The sequence below is a fragment of the Lysinibacillus sp. FSL M8-0216 genome (assembly GCF_038595555.1).
Lineage (GTDB): Bacteria > Bacillota > Bacilli > Bacillales_A > Planococcaceae > Lysinibacillus > Lysinibacillus fusiformis.
In genome coordinates this window covers 1271097-1291253 of record NZ_CP152007.1, presented here as the reverse complement: position 1 = coordinate 1291253, position 20157 = coordinate 1271097, and the positions used below count along the sequence as shown (strand labels likewise).

At 38.6% G+C, this 20157-nt stretch carries 19 protein-coding genes; 2 read left to right on the top strand and 17 right to left on the bottom strand.

The features are described from left to right. Window positions 1-45 precede the first annotated feature (45 nt). The 9 genes from MKX57_RS06045 to MKX57_RS06005 form a co-directional block, all read right to left on the bottom strand. On the bottom strand, window positions 46-1821 hold the full coding sequence (locus tag MKX57_RS06045; RefSeq protein WP_342532339.1) for an ATP-binding protein: 1776 nt from the start codon (window positions 1819-1821) through the stop codon (window positions 46-48). Next, on the bottom strand, window positions 1814-2530 hold the full coding sequence (locus MKX57_RS06040; RefSeq protein WP_004232215.1) for a response regulator transcription factor: 717 nt from the start codon (window positions 2528-2530) through the stop codon (window positions 1814-1816). Before MKX57_RS06040 ends, MKX57_RS06045 begins: the two co-directional genes overlap by 8 nt. 115 nt (window positions 2531-2645) lie before the next feature. Further along, a complete protein-coding gene (gene ccsB / locus MKX57_RS06035; protein ID WP_008174608.1) occupies window positions 2646-3827 on the bottom strand; it encodes a c-type cytochrome biogenesis protein CcsB in 1182 nt (393 codons plus the stop codon). Then, window positions 3824-5500 (bottom strand): cytochrome c biogenesis protein ResB, encoded by a 1677-nt coding sequence (locus MKX57_RS06030; protein ID WP_043989778.1) that lies wholly within the window; start codon window positions 5498-5500, stop codon window positions 3824-3826. Before MKX57_RS06030 ends, ccsB begins: the two co-directional genes overlap by 4 nt. A 13-nt stretch (window positions 5501-5513) precedes the next feature. After that, window positions 5514-6047, bottom strand: coding sequence for a thiol-disulfide oxidoreductase ResA (resA, locus tag MKX57_RS06025; RefSeq protein WP_008174612.1), 534 nt, complete (start codon window positions 6045-6047; stop codon window positions 5514-5516). A 326-nt stretch (window positions 6048-6373) separates the two neighbouring features. Beyond that, window positions 6374-7105, bottom strand: a complete 732-nt coding sequence (locus tag MKX57_RS06020; protein ID WP_008174614.1) for a pseudouridine synthase — start codon at window positions 7103-7105, stop codon at window positions 6374-6376. Window positions 7106-7454: 349 nt separating this feature from the next. Then, window positions 7455-8525, bottom strand: coding sequence for a serine hydrolase (locus MKX57_RS06015; protein ID WP_052301724.1), 1071 nt, complete (start codon window positions 8523-8525; stop codon window positions 7455-7457). A gap of 77 nt (window positions 8526-8602) precedes the next feature. Then, entirely contained in the window at window positions 8603-9196 is a 594-nt protein-coding gene (gene scpB / locus MKX57_RS06010) for an SMC-Scp complex subunit ScpB (RefSeq protein WP_043989780.1), read from the bottom strand. Further along, entirely contained in the window at window positions 9168-9947 is a 780-nt protein-coding gene (locus MKX57_RS06005) for a segregation/condensation protein A (RefSeq protein ID WP_008174619.1), read from the bottom strand. Before MKX57_RS06005 ends, scpB begins: the two co-directional genes overlap by 29 nt. Window positions 9948-10002: 55 nt before the next feature. Between MKX57_RS06005 and MKX57_RS06000 the strand changes: the two genes are divergently transcribed. Continuing rightward, window positions 10003-10506 (top strand): DUF309 domain-containing protein, encoded by a 504-nt coding sequence (locus tag MKX57_RS06000; protein ID WP_008174621.1) that lies wholly within the window; start codon window positions 10003-10005, stop codon window positions 10504-10506. Between the two features lie 289 nt (window positions 10507-10795). Then, window positions 10796-12153, top strand: a protein-coding gene (locus MKX57_RS05995; RefSeq protein WP_085961709.1) for an IS3 family transposase whose coding sequence is annotated in 2 segments (ribosomal slippage) — window positions 10796-11249 and window positions 11249-12153 — 1359 coding nt in all. Because the reading frame shifts where the segments join, the coding sequence is not laid out codon by codon here. A gap of 75 nt (window positions 12154-12228) precedes the next feature. On the opposite strand, the gene MKX57_RS05990 is transcribed toward MKX57_RS05995, so the two are convergent. The 8 genes from MKX57_RS05990 to deoB all read right to left on the bottom strand — a co-directional run bounded on the left by MKX57_RS05990 (window position 12229) and on the right by deoB (window position 20114). Beyond that, window positions 12229-12600, bottom strand: coding sequence for a GNAT family N-acetyltransferase (locus MKX57_RS05990; protein ID WP_008174622.1), 372 nt, complete (start codon window positions 12598-12600; stop codon window positions 12229-12231). A gap of 199 nt (window positions 12601-12799) precedes the next feature. After that, window positions 12800-14119 carry a diaminopimelate decarboxylase gene (lysA, locus tag MKX57_RS05985; protein ID WP_089985414.1) on the bottom strand — a complete coding sequence of 440 codons (1320 nt, stop codon included), beginning with the start codon at window positions 14117-14119 and terminating at the stop codon, window positions 12800-12802. Between the two features lie 222 nt (window positions 14120-14341). Beyond that, on the bottom strand, window positions 14342-15790 hold the full coding sequence (locus MKX57_RS05980) for a spore germination protein (RefSeq protein WP_036124270.1): 1449 nt from the start codon (window positions 15788-15790) through the stop codon (window positions 14342-14344). A 15-nt stretch (window positions 15791-15805) separates the two neighbouring features. Next, window positions 15806-16597: an RNA polymerase sporulation sigma factor SigF gene (sigF, locus tag MKX57_RS05975; protein ID WP_008174628.1), complete on the bottom strand. Its 792-nt coding sequence runs from the start codon at window positions 16595-16597 to the stop codon at window positions 15806-15808. A gap of 10 nt (window positions 16598-16607) precedes the next feature. Continuing rightward, a complete protein-coding gene (gene spoIIAB / locus MKX57_RS05970) occupies window positions 16608-17048 on the bottom strand; it encodes an anti-sigma F factor (RefSeq protein ID WP_008174630.1) in 441 nt (146 codons plus the stop codon). Further along, window positions 17041-17394 (bottom strand): anti-sigma F factor antagonist, encoded by a 354-nt coding sequence (gene spoIIAA, locus MKX57_RS05965; RefSeq protein WP_025114066.1) that lies wholly within the window; start codon window positions 17392-17394, stop codon window positions 17041-17043. The genes spoIIAB and spoIIAA overlap by 8 nt, the downstream gene beginning before the upstream one ends. 274 nt (window positions 17395-17668) lie before the next feature. After that, entirely contained in the window at window positions 17669-18919 is a 1251-nt protein-coding gene (locus MKX57_RS05960; RefSeq protein ID WP_008174633.1) for a thymidine phosphorylase, read from the bottom strand. Window positions 18920-18932: 13 nt separating this feature from the next. Beyond that, a complete protein-coding gene (gene deoB, locus MKX57_RS05955) occupies window positions 18933-20114 on the bottom strand; it encodes a phosphopentomutase (RefSeq protein ID WP_008174636.1) in 1182 nt (393 codons plus the stop codon). Window positions 20115-20157 lie beyond the last annotated feature (43 nt).

Genomic DNA, 20157 nt, shown 5'->3' with positions numbered 1-20157 from the left:
CTTACATTCACAGAAGTTACAGTCAATTAATAACAAACCATGTTATTAATCGAACGGTAAATAAAATGTGAAGGTAGTACCTTCCTTAAGCACACTATCTACCATAATATTTCCTGAGTGTGCCTTTATAATATTTCGTGCAATGGCTAAGCCAAGTCCCGTACCACCCTTAGATCGAGTACGTGCCTTATCTGCTTTATAAAAGCGTTCAAAGACATAAGGTAAATCATCTTGAGGAATACCATGTCCTGTATCTTGAACAGAAATTTTAGCGAATGTTGGCTCCTGCTCCACTTTTACTGTGACAGATCCCTCTTCCGTATGTCTTAGTGCATTGTCGACTAAATTTGTGAGTACTTGCTCGATGCGATCCTCATCTATATTAATCATCGCATCGTCATTAAATTCACTATCAAATAGTAGACGAATATGCTTTTCTTTTGCAACCTGTGCAAATTTTTGGGTAATACGTTCGAATGTAGAATTAATTGGCAATTCATCTTTATAGAGTGTCATATGCCCTGATTCCATGCGTGCTAAATCTAATAAATCCGTGACAAGGCGACCCATTCGTTTGGATTCATCATAAATAATTTTTGTTATTTCATTACGTTCTTCCTGATCTTGAATAAAATCATCATCCATCAATGCTTCAGAATAGCCTTGAAGCATGGCGATTGGCGTCCGCAATTCATGAGAGACGTTCGCAATAAAATCGGATCGAAGTTTTTCTAAGCGGTGTTGTTCAGTCATATCACGAATAACAGCGACTGCACCACGAATGTTTTCTCCACTATAAAGAGGACTAATTGTAAACGTATAGTAATTACCATCCATTTCAATTTCCTCTTCTAGCTTATCCTCAAACATGAGTACATGATCCAGCATATGATACAGCTCTGGCGGTATTGGCTTCGCACTTTGTGAGCCTTTGTTTACAAACCATTTTTGCATCAGGCGTTCCGCTGGTGGATTACTTAATAATATTGTACGGTCGCGATTAAATGTAATCACTGCATCTGTCATAGATGTCAAAATATTGGATAGCTGTTCATTCTCTTGATTGATGACCTCTAAATTATGCTTTAATTGACGACCCATTTGATTGAAAGCAACTGCAAGCTGTCCAATTTCATCATTTTGAGTCGTAGGCATTTTCGCTTCAAAATTCCCTTTTGCAATTTCAAATGCCAGCTCACGCATTTTTCTAAGTGGAGAAGTAATACGTGAAGACAAGAAGAACGCAAAAAATGTAGTCAAAACAAATGCTATGAAAGCTGCCAAAAAGACAATTTTCGTCGTTTCCTTGGACGTTTTATGTAGGGCATCGGGGCTTTGATAGATGAAAACTGCTCCATGTACAGCATTCTCTACATTTAATGGGAAACCAAGTACAACGTAAGATTCCATTTTCTCTTGATCTGTAGAGGAGGGCATCATCATTTCTTTAGTAATTGGTTCATCTGATTGAAAAACCTCACGGAAAGATTTATTTGCCAAAATAGTATCTTGAATTTCCTTTTTATTGAGTCCCTCTTGCATGGCAAAGGATACTTCTACATGGCTGATTGCGATTAGTGCGTTGGTGCCTTTAGGTAAAATATCTTTTAATAATTCCGAAGTCGATTCAGCTGTTTCATTGTCATCCACTATACTTGCCACAGTGGCAGCGGTTTGACGTAAAGATATTTCCGCTTGCTGCATATGGTAGTTTTGAAGAAATTCAAGCATTAATACCGTGAAAACAAATAATACAAATGAAACGAGAAGCAATATGGTTACCCATAGCTTCCCGACAACACTATTCCATATTCTATTCATTGACAACCTCAAATTTGTAACCAACGCCCCAAACCGTCACGATCATTTTAGCAGCGTTTTCAGAAACACGGTTGAGCTTTTCACGTAAACGTTTTACGTGTGTGTCAACTGTACGTAAATCACCAAAGAAATCGTAATGCCAAACCTCTTTTAGTAGTTGTTCACGGTCAAATACTTTGTCTGGCGATTTCGCTAAGAAGTAAAGTAATTCATACTCTTTTGGTGTTAAATTCACCTCAATGCCCTCTGCCGTTACACGGTGTGCATCATGATCGATCATCAAATGCTGGAACACCACTAAATCTTTTGAAGAGGATGCATTTGTCGTTGGTGAGAATGCCTGTGAACGACGTAAAATGGCCTTCACACGTAACACTACCTCACGAGGACTAAATGGTTTTACAATATAATCATCTGCTCCTAGCTCGAAGCCTTGAACACGATTAGCTTCCTCGCCTTTAGCAGTTAATAAAATAATAGGAGTTGCAGCGCGTTCACGAATTTCTGCACACACTTCTAGCCCATCTTTTTCAGGCATCATAATATCAAGTAAAATACAGTGATATTCTTTTTCTAAAGATTTTTCGATCGCTTGTTCACCATTTTCTGCCTCGTCAACAAGGTATCCTTCTCGCTCCAGATACATTTTTAATAAGCGGCGAATTCGATCCTCGTCATCTACTACTAATACTGAAATATTTTCTGACACTTTCACGATCCCTCTCTTCCAATCTTTCTCTAACTTCTATTGTACATGGTGTGACACATATTGAAAAGAAAAGAAAGCCTCTTCGCTAGAGCGAAAAGGCTTGTTGTTTCACAGGTTATGCGTAGGAGTGTAAACCTGCAAGAATTAAGTTAACAGCAATTAGGTTAAATAATATAATACCAAAACCAATTAATGCTAACCAAGCAGATTTTTGACCTTCCCAGCCTTTTGATAAACGTAAATGTAGGAATGCCGCATAGAATAACCATGTAATAAGAGCCCATACTTCCTTAGGATCCCATCCCCAGAAGCGACTCCAAGCAATTTGCGCCCAAATCATCGCAAAGATTAAAGCACCTAGGGAGAATACAGGGAAACCAATTAGCACTGAACGATAACCAATTTCATCAAGTAATTGTAAATTAACACGCTTCACAAGTGGTTGGAAAATAGCACTTATTCGACGACGTGCAATTAAGCGAATTAATAAATACAATACTGACCCTACTAATAATGACCAAAAGACAGTTGTTAATTTCTTCGCATTAATTAATGCTGGCATTTCTACTATTGGTGACATGCCATGCTCTTCAACCGCCTCATACTCATTCATACCGAAAACTGGTGGTAAATTGTAAATGATTTTACGCGTAGTTCCTTCTTTATCCACATAATTGTAGCTAGATTCATAATCCATTGCACTGAATGTAGATGTCACAGCGACAAACCCAACAACTACTACAAGACAGTACATAACGGCTTCTAACCAAAATCGTTGTTTAGAAGGCTTCGTTAAATCTACAACCTTTAATAAGTAAATAAGTCCAGCCACAGCACTGATCGCTAAAATAGATTGCCCTAATGCCGCTGTAATCACGTGAATTGTTAACCAATGGCTTTGTAATGAGGGCACTAATGGACTTACTTCTTTCGGGAACATTGAAGCATAAGCGATAATTAAAAGTGCTACTGGTAATGCTACCAATCCAAGTGCAGATAAACGATAAATAAAGTAAATTAAAATAAACGCACCAACAATGAACATACCAAAGGCAGTTGTAAATTCAAACATATTACTTACTGGCGCATGTCCAGTATAAATCCATCGTGTAATAAAGTAGGCAAGCTGTGATACAAATCCAATAATTGTTACCACAATGGCAAGCTTACCCCATTTACCAGTGTTTTTACCTGTAGCATTCGCTTGTTTAATGGAACCACCAAATAATAACGTCGCAACTAAATAAGCAATAAAAGCTACAAATAACAGGTTTCCACTTATGTCAATCAAACTCATAAGGTGTTGTCACCTTCCTTTTCTTTAATGCCACCATCAGTGGACTCTTCGTCAGCCTCTTCTTTCTCTAACTGATCTTTGTATGAAGGCAATGCAGCAAATGCTGTAACAGCATCTAAATCCTTTTTCATGCTGAACATATTTTTATTAACATGGGCAGCCATTAAAACACGGCCATCCGGCTCTACTTGAAGCCATAAACGACGGTGATTCCAGTAAGATCCAATTACAACACCAATCATAAAGATAACGCCACCAACAAATAAGATAGGAATTGTACTATCTTTACGAACCGTAATACCAGACATATCACGCATCTCTGCTGCAGCAAATTTCATTCTATATTGATTTTCCCCCAGCGGTTCTAGTGGTGGCTGCATAATTTCCACAAAGCTTACTTCGCCTTCTGGTGTTTCTGGCGTAGTCATTTTAAATAAAAATGCTGGATTATTTGGAATCGATGTTTTTGTTTGGGGTTCTCCATTTTCAAAGCCATCAAAATCTGGTGTATAAACTAGAATTTGCACGGAAGACCCATTACCTAAATCATATTCTTTTTTAGGATTTGTTAAATCAATTTCCACTTTACCAAGTGATTTTTCACTCGCCTTATTAATTAATTCAAAATTCATTTGCTTTAATTCATTCAGACGATAATCCATTTGATAAAGAGCATAGCCATCTTCTTTTAATGGGTGATTGACACGAATCGAATAATCTTTAACTTTTTCCAGATTTTCCGTATCACCCGGGATTGCATCTTTAGGCTGTTTGTAAAGCGTAATGTCAGTTTGGAAGTTTTTTGCAACCACATTAACATTTTGCTTTACTTGCTCTCCTTGGGGTTCATTATCATGAGTTTCTAAAATAAAATCTCTGTTTTCAATGAAATAACCGTCCATGCCAGTAATAGCACGTGTTTCTCCCTCGCGGACCCATATCGACTCATCCACATAGAAGCCTGGTACAAGACGTAACATAACCCCACTTATGAAGATAATGAGCCCAACATGGTTTATGTACGGACCGTAACGAGAAAAGCGACCTTTTTCAGCTAAGAGAGCGCTACCATCTCGACGGACAGAGTATCTCATTTCAGTCATCTTTTGAGCCACTTTATCAAGCGTTTCCTCAGCGTCAGCCGTTATTTGACCCTCACCAAAAATGCGTTGACGCTTCATAAAGCTTTCATGTCTTTTAACACGTTGATTCTTTAGAGATTTATAGAGCGGGATTCCTCGGTCCAGACTGGCTACAATAATTGACACAGCTAACATGCCAACTAAAATTTGGAACCACCATGAACTATATAAATCTGAGAGTCCTAGCGTGTAATAAATTTTACCGAACGTACCATATACGTCAGCGTAATAAGCTCCCTTCTCCATATCAGAGGCTTTTACGTAAAACTCTTGTGGTAGTAATGTTCCGATTGAAGCAGCAATTAATGTGATAATAATTAAAGATATACCCACTTTAACACTCGAGAAGAAATTCCAAATTTTGTCGACAATCGATTTATTATAAGTCTTAGAACGAATGGCAGTACCATCATAGCGCATATCGACAACTTTATTTTGCTTCTCTTCTTCCGTTAAAGGACGACCACATTTCTCACAGAGCTTCGTGCCGTAAGGGTTACTATGACCACAAGCACAAATGATTTTTTCCATCGTCATTTACTCCTTATTTCGGCTTCACTAATTCCATGTACGAAGCAATATTTGCATCTGTCATTTCACCAGTAATAATTTTTGCCACTTTTCCTTCTGGATCAATTAACACTGTAGCAGGTAATTGACCTACGTTATAAGCAGTCATAACACTTTTTGTTTTATCAATGACAACTGGGAAAGACAATTTATATCGATCAACAAAATTCTGAACTTCAAAATCTGTTTGAGCGATATTGACCGCTAAAGTTTGTACACCTTGATCTTTAAATATTTGATACTGTCTGTCCATCGCAGGCATTTCCTTTTCACACGGCTTACACCAAGTTCCCCAGAAATTTAAAAATACCCCTTGTCCTTTATAATCCGACAATTTATGTTTTTCACCGTTTAAATCTACTAACGTGAAGTCAGGTGCTTCTGAGCCAACTGCTACTAACTCTACTTTTTCCTTTGTTGCTGTTCCATATACCGTGTACCCGATTGCCAATGCTAATACTGCTAAAATGACAGTCCGTAGTACGAGACGCTTTTTCTTTTTCTCCAAGTTAATAAACCCCCTATCATTTACGACTTTGCGTAAACATTGTAGACATGAAGCTTTTACATTATAAAGACTTTAGCATAGAACTTTTTCATTTTATAAACGTCTTTACGTATGTACAAACATCTATGAAAATTGTACGTTAACAATGTACGAAGTTCTTCTGGCTAAAATGTAACTAGGTGTACTATTCTCACCTATTATAGCAAAATGATACAAAAACACTTAGCTATTAATTATGAATGATTTATGAACGATTTCACCAAAAAGAAAGTGAAAATAGTTTTTATTACCTTTTAAGGTACTATCACTTTCTTCTGGCAAATTATTTAATCCAGTTTCCCTGTCTCTGCTAACACGCGTAATTGCTTGACTTCGTGCTTCGACAATTCACGGAACTCACCTGGTGCAAGGCCAAATAAATCTAAAAAGGCAAATCGTTCACGTTTTAATTTGACAACAGGTGTACCAATTGCTTCAAACATACGTCGAACTTGGCGATTACGGCCTTCATGAATTGTAATTTCGCAAATTGCCTTGCCAGCTTTTTCGTCAAAGGACGTCATACTTACTTTGGCAGGTGCAGTTTTGCCATCCTCTAATTTAATACCACGTTGAAGCTTTTTCAGACCTTCAATTGTTGGAATACCTTTGACACGAGCGATATACGTTTTGTCAATTTTAAATTTCGGATGCGTCAACATATAGGAAAATTCTCCATCATTTGTTAATAGCAATAATCCAGATGTATCATAATCAAGACGACCAACTGGGAAAATACGTTGCGGAATGTGATGAAATAAATCTGTGACAGTTTTGCGTCCTTTATCATCCGTCACGGCCGAAATTGTTCCGCGTGGTTTATACAGTAAGAAATAAACTTTATCTTCTTTTTCAAGCTTTACGCCTTCCACTTCAATTGTATCTGAGTTAGACACCTTTGTTCCTAATTCACGGATAACTTTACCGTTCACTTTAACTTTACCTTCTAGTATCAATTGCTCTGCTTTTCGCCTTGAAGCAATCCCCGCATAGGCAATGACTTTCTGTAATCTTTCCATTTCTTCACCTCTAGTTTTCTTTCACATTAACAATTTCGTCGAAAATCGATTTCTCGTTCAATTGAATAGGGTTAATTTTCCCGCTAATCTGTGAAAATTATGTCATACTTTAGCGTAATATTAAAGAAAAACAAATTTCACATTCATTGTTGGAGTATTCGTAATACTTTTTCATTAGCGCATTGAACACCATATTGATCAATATTAGAATAGAATTTTCCTTGCACCATGCTAGTAGTATACTCTTTTTACCAAAAAGCAAATCGTTTTAAAAAAATGTTTATATTTCCTGTTTGCACTCCGATGTAGTGGAAATTTTTGTAGAACAAAAAAATCAGCCAATCGTTTTTCAACGATCCGCTGATTCAACTTTTACTGGTATTGCATAAATACGTTCTTCGCCTAGAAAGATGGATAGGACAGCTTCCTGACGCTTTCTAGAAACATGTAAAACTTGCCGCACTTGCGCTTTTTCCTCTTTATTTAACTGCAGGCGAACTGGCTCTTCTAATCGAATAGCCAACTTTTTATTCACGTTGTATTTGCCCTTCTTCACCACTGTTTCAAGATCATAATCTGTCCACACTTGATTGGAAAAGCTTCGATGAACATTCCAATCATCCGATACATTTAACGTGACAACTATGCAGGTTTGCCCGTCCTTTTGAAAGGCTGTTGCAAGCGTACGACCAGCTACCTTTGTAAAACCTGTTTTACCTGCATAAGCAACGCCAGTAGCAGATTTTAAAGAACTCACAGGCTGCTCCGTCTCATCATCAATTTCCGCAGCCATTCCTGAGCCTTCTCTTAATAGTCGATGCTTATTTTCCCATAGCATGCCGTTCACCGTATTCGCTCGATAAAGAACCGTTGAAGCAATTTTTTCAAATGTTTTGTTTTGCAAGGCAACTCTTAGCATCTCGGCTGTATCCCTTGCAGAAGATAAGTGGTCTTCATGATGTAAGCCAGAGGGGTTCATAAAAACCGTATTGGTAAGACCCGCAATAACAGCTCTTTCATTCATTAATTTGACAAAGCCTTCTACAGAACCACCTACATGCTCTGCCAAAGCAGTCGCAGCATCATTGCCTGAACGCAGCATTAAACCATATAATAACGTTTCTACGGTCACCGTTTCGCCTGCCTGCAAATAAATGGAGCTCCCTTCAGCCATGGCAGCCTTAGGTGAAATGACAACTTCCTCTTGCAAATCACTATTTTCGATGGCCACTAGGGCCGTCCAAATCTTCGTTAAGCTAGCAATTGGTAGCCGTTCATTACTATTTGAACCTATTAATACGCGACCTGTATCTCCATCTAAAACCGCGTAGCCACTTCCACCTCTCGCAAAGCTTGTTTGCGGAAGTATTACCATTAACACAATGATCATCAACATTATTAATCGAAATAACCGAAGCAACGAGCCACTCCTTATTCAATATGATAGGAAAGTATAGATTTATATTTATGTTGGTCGTTATGCTTTATTCCTATACATTACTTTGCACCATTAAACGCTTCTTGGAATTTAGTCATAAATAAATCGGTTTCTTGTTCATTTTCTGCAAGCTCTTCCTCAGGCAGAGGTGGCATTTCCTCTACGCTGTTTAAACCAAAATAATGTAAAAATTCTTTAGTTGTTCCATATAGGATAGCACGTCCAGTTCCCTCTGAACGTCCTACCTCTTTAATCAACCCTCTAGACACTAAAGTCTGAATAGGTCTTTCGCATTTAACACCTCGTAAATCTTCTATAGCTACCCTAGTAATTGGCTGTTTGTAAGCTACAATTGCTAATACCTCAAGAGAGGCTTGGGATAATGATTGTGCAGTAGGGTTTTCTACTAATCTTTGAATAGTATCTGCTAAATCGGATTTTGTAATAAGCTGAAAAACGCCTGCCATTTCTTTCACAGTTATTCCTCTAGCTAAATCTTCATCATAGACTTTTCGCAAGGCATCCATTGCCTGTATAATAATCTCATCCTGTTCACCTAACAGCTGAGAAAGTTGTTTAATCGTTAAGCCATCATCTCCGACAACGAACAATAAGGCTTCAATTTTACTCTGTAACATCGATGTTTTCGTCATCTTCCCATTCCTCCTTCTGTAGGGTAACCATTAATTCTTCAAAGTTACCATCTTGCTCTACGATGACGACTTGACGTTTCATCAATTCAAGAAGGGATACAAACGTCAAAATAAGTGTCGGCTTATCTTCATAGGGAAAAAGCTCGAAAAATGATGCACGTCCACCTGTTGATCGTAAAGTATCTACAACCGAACGCATTTGATCCTTCACGGACCGTTCTTGCCTCGTTACTGTCGTTTTTAGAGGCTTCTTTAATTTTTTTCGACGCATCAATTTTTGAAATGCTCCAAGCATATCATAAATATTTACATTCAAATCAAACAAAGCCATTTGTTCATCTGAAGCTAAACCTGTTAAATCGGCTGGCGGCCTTGTAAATACTTGTGCTCGATCTGTTTCAAGCTCTTGCAGATTGCTAGCAGCTTCCTTGTATTTCTTATACTCGATTAATCGCTGCACCAGCTCCTCACGCGGGTCTGGGCCATCTACTTCCAATTCGGCATCCTCCATTTCACCCTCATGAATAGGTAATAGCATACGGCTTTTAATCGCCAGCAGTGTTGCGGCCATTACTAAATATTCACTTGCTTCATTTAATTCCAATACTTGCATGGCATGTATATGGTCGATATATTGTTGTGTGATTTCAGCCATTGGGATATCATAGATATCAATTTCCAACCTGTGAATTAAATGCAATAATAGATCAAGAGGCCCTGAAAAGGCATCTAATTTTACTTCATAAGACATTATTTTACCACCCTGAGATTCTATGTTCTTATAGTATAGTGGAAAGGAGTTCAAAATGCATCCACAGCATCATACTTTATTTATCGAATACTGTGCTTATTTTAATGGCAATCAGGATTTTTTCGAATGCCATGAAGTGCTTGAGGAATATTGGAAGGAAATCGCGCCTGGTGATAAAATGCACCCATTGGTTGGCTATGTACAGCTCGCAACAGGCTTATACCATTGGCGGCGTGGTAATGATACTGGCGCTATACGAATTTTAGAAAAAGCACTTCATAATTTTCAACAAAATGAAGGTCATATCTTTTTCCATGAAATTAGTTATTATCAACTCCTGACCGAACTAAAAAATTGTCTCGCCGCGATCCAAGCAGGCAAGTCCTTCCATGCATTCCAGCTCCCCCTTTCACCCAAGTTGCTGGAATTAGCACTAGCGCGTATAGAAATTATGCCACCTAGTAACTCAAACTATCTTCTTCATAAGCATATGCTAAGGGATCGCTCACATATACTTGCAGAGCGACAAGAAAGCAAACAAAGAAAAAGTAGACGTTAATTTCCACTTTAGACAGACGCTTTCGGCTTGTGGAAATGAGTTGATTTCATCGCTTCCCTAGCTTCACTCTGACCAGAATCTCGATTTCATCGCTTTTCCCGCAGGTGTTGCCGGCTTTTATTCCATTCAACTAAACTTTGGCGATGCTAACCAATAATAGCCGAGTAGTGAATGAATGAACGTGGTCAATTAGTAGTTGACCACTTATAGAACGACAAAAACCATCGATAAGAGTTTGAACTGCCCCGTAAAAGTTAGACATTAATCTAACTTTTACGGGGGTTTTTTTATGACAAAAGTAAGTGTTGAACAACGTATTCAAGCAGTTCAACGATATTTAAATGGAAATGAAACTTTGATCGAAATTGCGAATGATATCGGTGTTACAGCTCAGATTGTCAGTGAATGGGTTCGCCGTTATCAAAAAAATGGCGTAGAGACTTTCTTAAAGTCCTATACAAACTATTCAGCTGACTATAAAATGAATGTACTTAATTATATGAACGAGACAGGTACATCTTCGAGAGACACAGCTGCACTATTCAATATTTCATCTCCTGGCATGATTCGGAATTGGAAGTTGAAGTTTGAAGTTGGTGGTTATGATGCTCTTGTTTCTAAGAAAAAGGGGCATCTATCTATGAAAAAAGAGACAAAAAGAACAACGAAATCAACACCAGCTGAAGGATCTGTTGAGGCGTTAGAAGCACGAATCAAACAATTAGAAATGGAGAATGCGTACTTAAAAAAGTTGAATACTTTAGTTCAAATGCAAGAAAAATTACCAATCAAATCAAAGCGCAAGTAATTTATGAACTAAAGGAAATCTATGAAGTAGTGGAATTAATCAAAGTCGCTGATATTCCACGTAGTACGTATTATTACTGGGAAAAGCGTTTGAATCGTCATGATAAATACGCTGATGTGAAAGTCGCAATTCAGTCCATTTATCATGAACATAAGGGACGTTATGGTTATCGTCGGATCACCAAAGAACTAAAAAAATTTGGTATTCATCATGATCCGAAAACGATTAACTGCTTGATGAATGCCATTGGCATAAAGTGTGAAGTCCGCATGAAGAAATATCGTTCGTATAAAGGTAACGTCGGAAAAATTGCCCCAAACATATTACAACGCGATTTTACAGCGGAAAAAATGAACGAGAAATGGGTAACAGACGTGACAGAGTTCCATCTATTTGGTGAGAAACGCTATTTATCACCCGTCCTTGATCTATGTAATGGCGAAATCATTGCATACTCGGTTATGAAGCGTCCAGTGTATAAACTAGTCCATAATATGTTAGAACAAGCATTGGAGCGCCTTGAATCAAGTGATCAAGTTATTCTTCATTCAGATCAAGGTTGGCATTATCAAATGAAAAAGTATCAACAAACATTAAAGCAACATGGTATTACGCAGAGTATGTCCCGTAAGGGTAATTGTTTGGACAACGCAGTCATCGAAAATTTCTTTGGCTTATTAAAATCTGAACTCCTGTATCTACAAGAATTTGAATCTATGGCACATTTTGAACAGGAGCTCAATGACTATATTCACTACTACAATCACAAACGAATGAAAGAAAAATTAAAAGACCTAAGCCCGGTGGAGTACCGAACTCAGGTCTTAGCAGTTGCTTAACTAAATATGTCTAACTTTTTTGGGTCAGATCAGTTTACTCTCGATGGTCTTTGTTTACATTATGTGCAGACGATGTTACTCGTCTGCTTTTTTATCGATGCAATTGATACATTTTTGAACTAGTTGACGTGTTTCATCTGTCGCACGTACATTTTCATATTGGCCTAGCTCTCCTATTTCCTGAAGCATTTCCTTCGCAACACCCTCGCCTCTATAGGAAGGCACAACAGATACATGTTGGATCGTAGCAGTATTATTCTCATCTGTTACAAGCCCAACAATGCCAACATATTCATCATTTTTTTTCCATAAGTATAAAACCCAATTATCATCATTTTCATAGGAGTGGATGGTCTCGGTAAGCTTTTTTACGTCTTTTTCGTTCGGCATAAACGAAAGTAGCCCCATTGCTATTTTCTCTAAAGCTTTTTTATATCGAATTAACATATTTGTCTATTCCCTCTTTTTCTAGCTGTACATAATCTTTGACTATCCTACACGATTTGTACTTTTACCGCAAGCCAATTTCTGTCTTACGAACCAGGTCCGAGAATTCCTTTAGACGCCAACACCCAATAGACAATACCCCACAACACAATAAAAGTTGAAATGGATGCTAGTAATACCCATTTATTCTTTCTCAATTTTACTCACCCTTTTTTAAAGTTAGCGGGAGATCGTTTTGCACAATATCTTCATAACTTTCGCGGCGAATAGCTAATTGATGCTGTCCATTCTCTACAAATACAACAGCAGGTCTAGGAACACGGTTATAGTTACTTGCCATAGAATAACCATATGCGCCTGTACAGAAAATGGCTAAAATATCACCTGAAGCTGCATCTTGTAGTTTAGCATCAATAATTAATTTATCGCCAGATTCACATAATTTACCAGCAACCGTATAAATTTCATTTTTTGGCTCATTCGCTTTACTTGCAATGATTGCCTCATACTTAGCGTCGTATAATGCTGGGCGGATATTATCACTCATCCCACCATCTACAGCAATATATTTTCGCACATCTGGTACTGTTTTTTGTGATCCGATTGTATAAAGAGAAGTTCCTGCATCACCGACAAGTGATCGACCTGGTTCAATCCAAATTTCTGGCATTTTCAGTCCAAGTACAGTTGCTTTGTTTTTCACTACTGTAATCATGTCCTCTACATATACTTGTGGTTCAAGCGGTGCATCTTCTTCAGTATAACGAATACCAAAGCCCCCACCTAAGTTTAACACAGTACATGTAAATCCGTGAGCCTTGTTCCAATCAGAAATTTTGTCAATCAATTTTTCTCCTGCTAACCCAAAGCCAGCAGTGTCAAAAATTTGTGAGCCAATGTGACAATGTAAGCCCAATAGCTCTAGGAATTCATGGTTAAATGTTTGTTGGAATGCCTCATCCGCTTGACCATTGTTTAAGTCAAAACCAAATTTAGAATCAGCTTGACCTGTCGTAATGAAATCATGCGTATGTGCTTCAACCCCTGGTGTAACACGTAATAATATACGCATTTTTTGTTGACGACGTTCAGATATTTCTTTTAAAAGCTGAATCTCATAGAAATTATCTACAACAATACAACCGATTTTGGAGTCAAAAGCTAGCTCTAATTCTGAAATGCTTTTATTATTGCCATGGAAATGAATGCGCTCAGCTGGAAAACCTGCTTTTATGGCTGTAAATAATTCTCCACCTGATACAACATCCAAAGATAAGTTTTCTTCTGCTGCTAATTGATACACAGCTACACATGCAAATGCCTTTGAAGCATAAGCTACTTCTGCTTTTACGCCTAGTTTTTTAAACGTATCGATAAAGCTGCGAGCACGCTTACGAATAAGTGCAGTATCATACACAAAAAGTGGTGTACCGTACTCTTTGGCAAGCTCTAGTGTGTCTACCTGTCCAATTGTTAAATGACCATTCTCAGAAATCGCTTGTGTTCCATATAAATGCATGTGCATCTCTCCCTTTTCACTTCGTTCCATTCTGTCACTTTTACAGAAATATGATAGGATCTACCATTGGAAATAGAGCTATCCCATCAAAAATTAATTTCATCCAGCTTCAAGAGGCGTATGTATAAAACCTCCCTTTTGCTGAATGAAAATAATTTTTGCAAAAATCACAAAATACTATATGTGAACTTTATCACATGAAAAAAACGAGTGCAACGGCTCCTATGATCTTTTTCGCTGTTTGGAAGCGACTACATAAGGTCTTAATGCATCTGCCGTCATTGGGAAACGAATTAGGACACGTAGCATCGCCATTGGGAAGAATGGAACAAGCGGCCAAAAATAGGGTGCCTGCATTGGTCGTAATGAACATAAATACGTAAACACTAAGAATATGCCAATGAATAAACCATTAACTCCCCAAATACCTACCATAAGCAATAAGAATAACCTAAATATTTTTATGGAGATACTTAGCTCATAGGACGGAATAATAAAGATGAGAATAGCTGCAACAGCCGTATAGAGGACAACCTCTGCTGAGAACAGTCCCACATCGATCGCAATTTGACCAATAATTACCCCCGCAACCAAGCCCATCGCTGTAGACAGTGGTGTTGGAGTATGAATGGCGGCCATCCTCAAAAATTCAATACCAATATCTGCAATAAGTATTTGCAATAATAAGGGTACATGCGATTTCTCCTGCGTCCCTAAAAAAGAAAGAGCATCAGGAAGCAATGATTCATTTGTTGCAAATACATACCACAAAGGTAATAAAAGTAAACCCATAATGGCGCCGAAATACCGCATAAAACGTACAAATGTACCAACTAGTGGCGCCTGTCTATATTCCTCCGCATGCTGTAGTAAATGGAAAATCGTAATTGGCACAAGAATAACAGACGGTGAAGTATCTACCATTATGGCGATATGCCCTTCCAGTAAATGCGCCGCAGCAATATCTGGCCTTTCCGTGTAACGGACAAACGGAACTGGATGGAATTTTTGCTTAAACAGCCATTCTTCTAATGATTTATCAGCCATTGTCAAACCATCATGGTTAATTTGGTCAAGGCGCTGTCGTAATTTTTCGAGCATATCTTCATTGGCAACATCCTTCATATACGCTATGGCGACGTCGGTTTGGCCGATTTTGGATATTTTATGTAGCTCGAAACGTAAATTACTATTGCGAATCCGCCTACGAATTAAAGCTGTATTTTGAGATATTCCTTCTGTAAAACCATCCCTTGAGCCACGTATAACCTTTTCATTGTCGGGCTCCTCAGGGGAACGTCCTGGATAGTTTCTGAGCTCGGCAACGTAGCAATAGCCACTTTTAGTAATAAAGGTCACTTGCCCGCTTAAAATGGCTAATAAATAAGCTTTACGCTCAGTTTCCTCTGAACGTCCGTGAAAGTTAAAATAGGACTCGAAATACTCCTTCTCATCCTCCACATCAATTTCATAGTCCTCATCTGGGAGCATACTTGAAAGTAATTGTGTTAGGGCTTCTCCATCCACAAGTCCACTAATATAGGCACAAAGAACCGGCAAATCTTTGACAAATAAATGCTTAATTCCAACGTCAAATGATTCGCCGTCACCAAATTGCTCCTTAAGAAAATCTTCGGCTGCTTCTAAGTTGCTAAATAATTTATTTGTCATGCTGTCACCATTTTCTTAGATGTCTTTTTTTATTGCTTCTTGCTCTACAGTTGCGCTTGTAGCCATCCAACTTTTTAATTGAGCAAGAATTTTTTTCTCCAAACGGGATACTTGCACCTGTGATATGCCTAACCTATTTGCAATTTCAGTTTGCGTACAATCTGAAAAATAGCGTAAATAAATGATAGACTGTTCTCTCGGTTCAAGCCTTGTAAGCACTTCTTTAAGGGGGATATAATCAAATGGCTGCTCAGATTTTTCATCCTTCATTTGATCCATCAATGTGATGGAATCTCCTTCACTTTCATACAATTGCTCATGTAGAGATGCTGGATCTCTTAATGCATCCGATGCTGTCACGATTTCCTCGGTTGTCACACCAAGTACTTGTGCCAGCTCCTGTATCGTTGGCGGATGTTCATTCTTTTTAATAAATTCGTCTGTAGCATGTCGGATTTTAAAGTTCAGCTCCCGGATAGAGCGACTCACCTTCACCATGCCATCATCCCTTAAAAAGCGTTGAATCTCACCAATAATCATAGGTACTGCATAGGTTGAAAATTTAACATCATACGATAAATCAAACTTATCTACTGATTTCATGAGTCCTATGCAGCCTATCTGGAATAAATCCTCGAGCTCAACACCTCTCGTTGTAAAACGTTGAACAATGGACCACACAAGCCTCGTATTGCCTTCTACCATTCGTTTACGAGCCTCATGATCGCCCTTCTGTGCACGTGCTATTAAATCACGCATTTCCTCCTGAGACAAAAGCTTTTCGGACGACTGTTCTAACGGCTTCACGATGATACCCTCACATTACCGCTGTGCGAACTGTGTAAAATTTCTTCGTAAATGTTACAGTTGTGCCTTCACGCCACTTGGACATAACTGTTAGCTGATCAGAAAAACTGTCCATAATCGTAAAGCCCATACCTGAGCGCTCCATTACACTTTTTGTAGTAAATAACGGCTCCATTGCTTGACTCACGTCTTCAATGCCTACCCCTTTATCCATCACAGACACCGTTACAATGTCATCTTCACGTTTAGCATGAACAGTAACAACACCTCTGCCATCCTCTTCATAGCCATGAATAATGGCATTGGAAACTGCTTCTGAGACGACTGTTTTAAATTCAGATAGCTCATCAATAGTTGGGTCTAATTGAGCAATAAAGCCAGTGACTGCTACACGGGCTAAGGCTTCATTTTCACTAAGTGCTAAAAAAGTTAATGTCATTTCGTTATCCATTTACAATCCCCCTTACGCGATCAATCGCTTGTTCCTCTGTTGCATCCATCATCCAAGGCCCTAAACCTGAAAATTGAAAAACTTTCCGCATGGTTGGCGATGGATTCAATAAAATAGTTCGCCCAGCAACTGCCTCTAACTCACGCATACGACCAAGCACTAAGCCTACTCCCGAACTATCCATAAAAGATAGCCCTTCTAAGTTCCATATGATGGTCGTCACAGTGCCTTGGAAAATTGCTGCAGAAATTTTCGCTCGAATTTGCTCTACTGCATGATGATCGAGCTCCCCAAATAAACGTATAACGACTGTCTCTCTTGTGACCATTTCTAATTGAAAATGCATGAACATCGCCTCCTCCTCGTGCAATTCCACATTTAATACGCTGATTCCTTGCGGCTGACAGAACTAGTGCAAAGTCTTCTGAAATAGTGTCAAATCGACATACTTATAGCTTTTTAGGTTTAAGTGCAGTATGGGATAAGTGAACGTGTTTTAAACAAGCTGCTGTTATCTCAATATGAAATTTCTACGAAAATGTAAACATTTCATAGGTTTAATGTTGGAACGATAAAAAAAGCGAGAACCCTCGTATGTGAGAGCTCTCGCAAATAAAATGTTATGCAATTGTATAAGCTTGCTGTATTTTATGAATCGTATCTTGATCGATTTGGTTATTGGAATATAAATAAGCAATAATATCCCCATTTTTTACACGATCGCCTTTTTTAGCAATCAGCTGAATGCCTGCATCGTAATCCAGCGCAGATTCCTTCGTTAAACGTCCAGCACCTAGACTAACACTAGCTTCACCAACTAAAAGGGCATTAATTGTTTCCACAGTACCCTCTGTCACTGCCGTTACTGAAACTTTATGGGCTGTTTCATTTTGTACGATATCTGATACGTCCCCACCTTGAGCAACAATAAACTCCTCAAATTTAGCAGCGGCAGAACCATCTGCCAGTACGCGCTTAACAGCGGCTGTTGCTTCCGTTTCATCAACACCTGCGGCAACTTGATACATTAAAGAAGCAATGACTACACATTCATCTAGTAAATCCTCATGTGTTTCTTCCATACGACCGCTTAATAATGCATAGGCTTCCAATACCTCAAGTTTATTGCCAATCATTTTACCTAGTGGATTATCCATATCACTAATATGAGCAACAACTCTGCGCCCAAGTTTTTCCCCAATAGCTGTCATTGTATCAGCTAATCGCTGAGCTTCTTCTTGCGTTTTCATAAACGCTCCTGATCCACATTTAACATCTAGCACAATACCATCCGCACCACTAGCGATTTTTTTACTCATAATGGATGCAGCAATTAATGGAATCGAATCGACCGTTCCTGTCACGTCTCTTAATGCATACAACTTTTTGTCAGCTGGTACAAGATTGCCTGTTTGCCCAGCAACTGCAATTTTATGTCTATTGACATTGTCAATGAATTCCTGTGAGGAAAGCTCTGTTTTGAAGCCTTGGATTGACTCTAATTTATCGATTGTACCACCTGTAATACCTAGACCTTTACCACTAAACTTGGCTACTGGAATTCCTAGAGATGCAATAATAGGTGTGACCACAAGTGTTACTTTATCTCCAACGCCACCTGTTGAGTGTTTATCAATTTTAAAACCATCAATAGACGTTAAATCAATAACATCTCCTGATTCAATCATTGCTTTTGTTAAATAAAACGTTTCATCATCAGACATTCCTAAAAGTCGAATCGCCATTAACAGTGAGCTTGCTTGATAATCAGGAATCGAACCTGTCGTATAGCCATCTACAAAATACTGAATGTCAGCTTGTGAGAGCTCTAATCCTTGTTTTTTCTTTTCAAACAATTGCACCATATTCATTCTAAAATCCCCCTTATTTCAATTCTTGTAAGAAACTTTTGCCGAATGCTGGGGCCTCTACTTGGAAGTTCTCAGCCACTGTAGCTGCAATATCAGCAAAAGTTTCACGAAGCTCTAATTCAGCTCCACCATTAAAACGTGGAGAATAGACAATTAACGGTACATATTCACGTGTATGATCTGTGCCATGGAAGGTTGGGTCATTCCCGTGGTCTGCTGTAATAATTAATAAATCATCCTCTGACATTGCACTTGTAATTTCTGGTAGTCGTGCATCGAATTCTTGTAGAGCTTGTCCGTAGCCTAGTGGATCACGGCGATGTCCAAAATTAGCATCAAAGTCTACTAAGTTTAAGAAGCTCATTCCATGGAAATCACGGCGGACAACTTCAGCAAATTTGTCCATTCCATCCGTATTATTTTTAGTACGTACAGCATCTGTAACACCTTCACCGTTGAAAATATCAGAGATTTTACCAATTGCAATTACATCTAAGCCTGCGTCTTTCAAAACATTCATCGTTGTACGACCGAATGGCTTTAGTGCATAGTCATGTCGATTTGAAGTACGCGAGAAGTCCCCTGGAGTACCTATAAATGGACGTGCGATTACGCGACCCACTAAATATTCAGGCTGTAATGTTAATTCACGTGCAATTTCACAGATTTTATATAATTCATCTAATGGTATGATTTCCTCGTGAGCAGCAATTTGTAAAACTGGATCAGCTGATGTATAGACAATAATTGCTCCAGTTTCCATATGCTCTTTACCGAAGTCTTCTATAACCTGCGTACCACTTGCAGGTTGATTGCAAAGTACTTTACGACCCGTACGTTTTTCTAGCTCAGCAATCAACTCTGCAGGAAATCCATCCGGATATACTTTAAAAGGCTTATCAATATTCAAACCCATAATTTCCCAATGTCCTGTCATCGTATCTTTTCCGACAGAAGCTTCTTGCATTTTTCCATAGTATGCTTTCGGCTCATTTGTCGCTTGCATACCTTGCAGCGGCTCGATATTTGCCAAACCCATTGACTCCATTACTGGCATTGTAAGCCCATTCATTTTTTCAGCGATATGTCCTAATGTATGTGATCCTACATCGCCAAAATTTGCAGCATCTGGCGCTTCACCAATTCCTACAGAGTCCATCACAACTACATGGATTTTGTTAAACGGTTTATTCATTATTATTGCCTCCAATCTCATGACTCTATTTTACCAAAAAAAT

Bases quoted from the DNA above. Each gene is read 5' to 3' on its own strand.
- deoB (WP_008174636.1), bottom strand. From the start codon at position 20,114: ATGAATAAACCGTTTAACAAAATCCATGTAGTTGTGATGGACTCTGTA.
- MKX57_RS05980 (WP_036124270.1), bottom strand. From the start codon at position 15,790: ATGACAAATAAATTATTTAGCAACTTAGAAGCAGCCGAAGATTTTCTT.
- ccsB (WP_008174608.1), bottom strand. From the start codon at position 3,827: ATGAGTTTGATTGACATAAGTGGAAACCTGTTATTTGTAGCTTTTATT.
- spoIIAB (WP_008174630.1), bottom strand. From the start codon at position 17,048: ATGGATAACGAAATGACATTAACTTTTTTAGCACTTAGTGAAAATGAA.
- MKX57_RS06020 (WP_008174614.1), bottom strand. From the start codon at position 7,105: ATGGAAAGATTACAGAAAGTCATTGCCTATGCGGGGATTGCTTCAAGG.
- MKX57_RS06005 (WP_008174619.1), bottom strand. From the start codon at position 9,947: ATGTCTTATGAAGTAAAATTAGATGCCTTTTCAGGGCCTCTTGATCTA.
- MKX57_RS05960 (WP_008174633.1), bottom strand. From the start codon at position 18,919: ATGAATATGGTGCAATTGTTTGAAAAGAAAAAACAAGGATTAGAGCTC.
- MKX57_RS06045 (WP_342532339.1), bottom strand. From the start codon at position 1,821: ATGAATAGAATATGGAATAGTGTTGTCGGGAAGCTATGGGTAACCATA.
- MKX57_RS06030 (WP_043989778.1), bottom strand. From the start codon at position 5,500: ATGGAAAAAATCATTTGTGCTTGTGGTCATAGTAACCCTTACGGCACG.
- scpB (WP_043989780.1), bottom strand. From the start codon at position 9,196: ATGACGAAAACATCGATGTTACAGAGTAAAATTGAAGCCTTATTGTTC.
- MKX57_RS05990 (WP_008174622.1), bottom strand. From the start codon at position 12,600: ATGTTAATTCGATATAAAAAAGCTTTAGAGAAAATAGCAATGGGGCTA.
- spoIIAA (WP_025114066.1), bottom strand. From the start codon at position 17,394: ATGCATTTTCAATTAGAAATGGTCACAAGAGAGACAGTCGTTATACGT.
- lysA (WP_089985414.1), bottom strand. From the start codon at position 14,119: ATGCATTTATATGGAACACAAGCGATTTCTGAGAATGGTCATTTAACA.
- MKX57_RS06000 (WP_008174621.1), top strand. From the start codon at position 10,003: ATGCATCCACAGCATCATACTTTATTTATCGAATACTGTGCTTATTTT.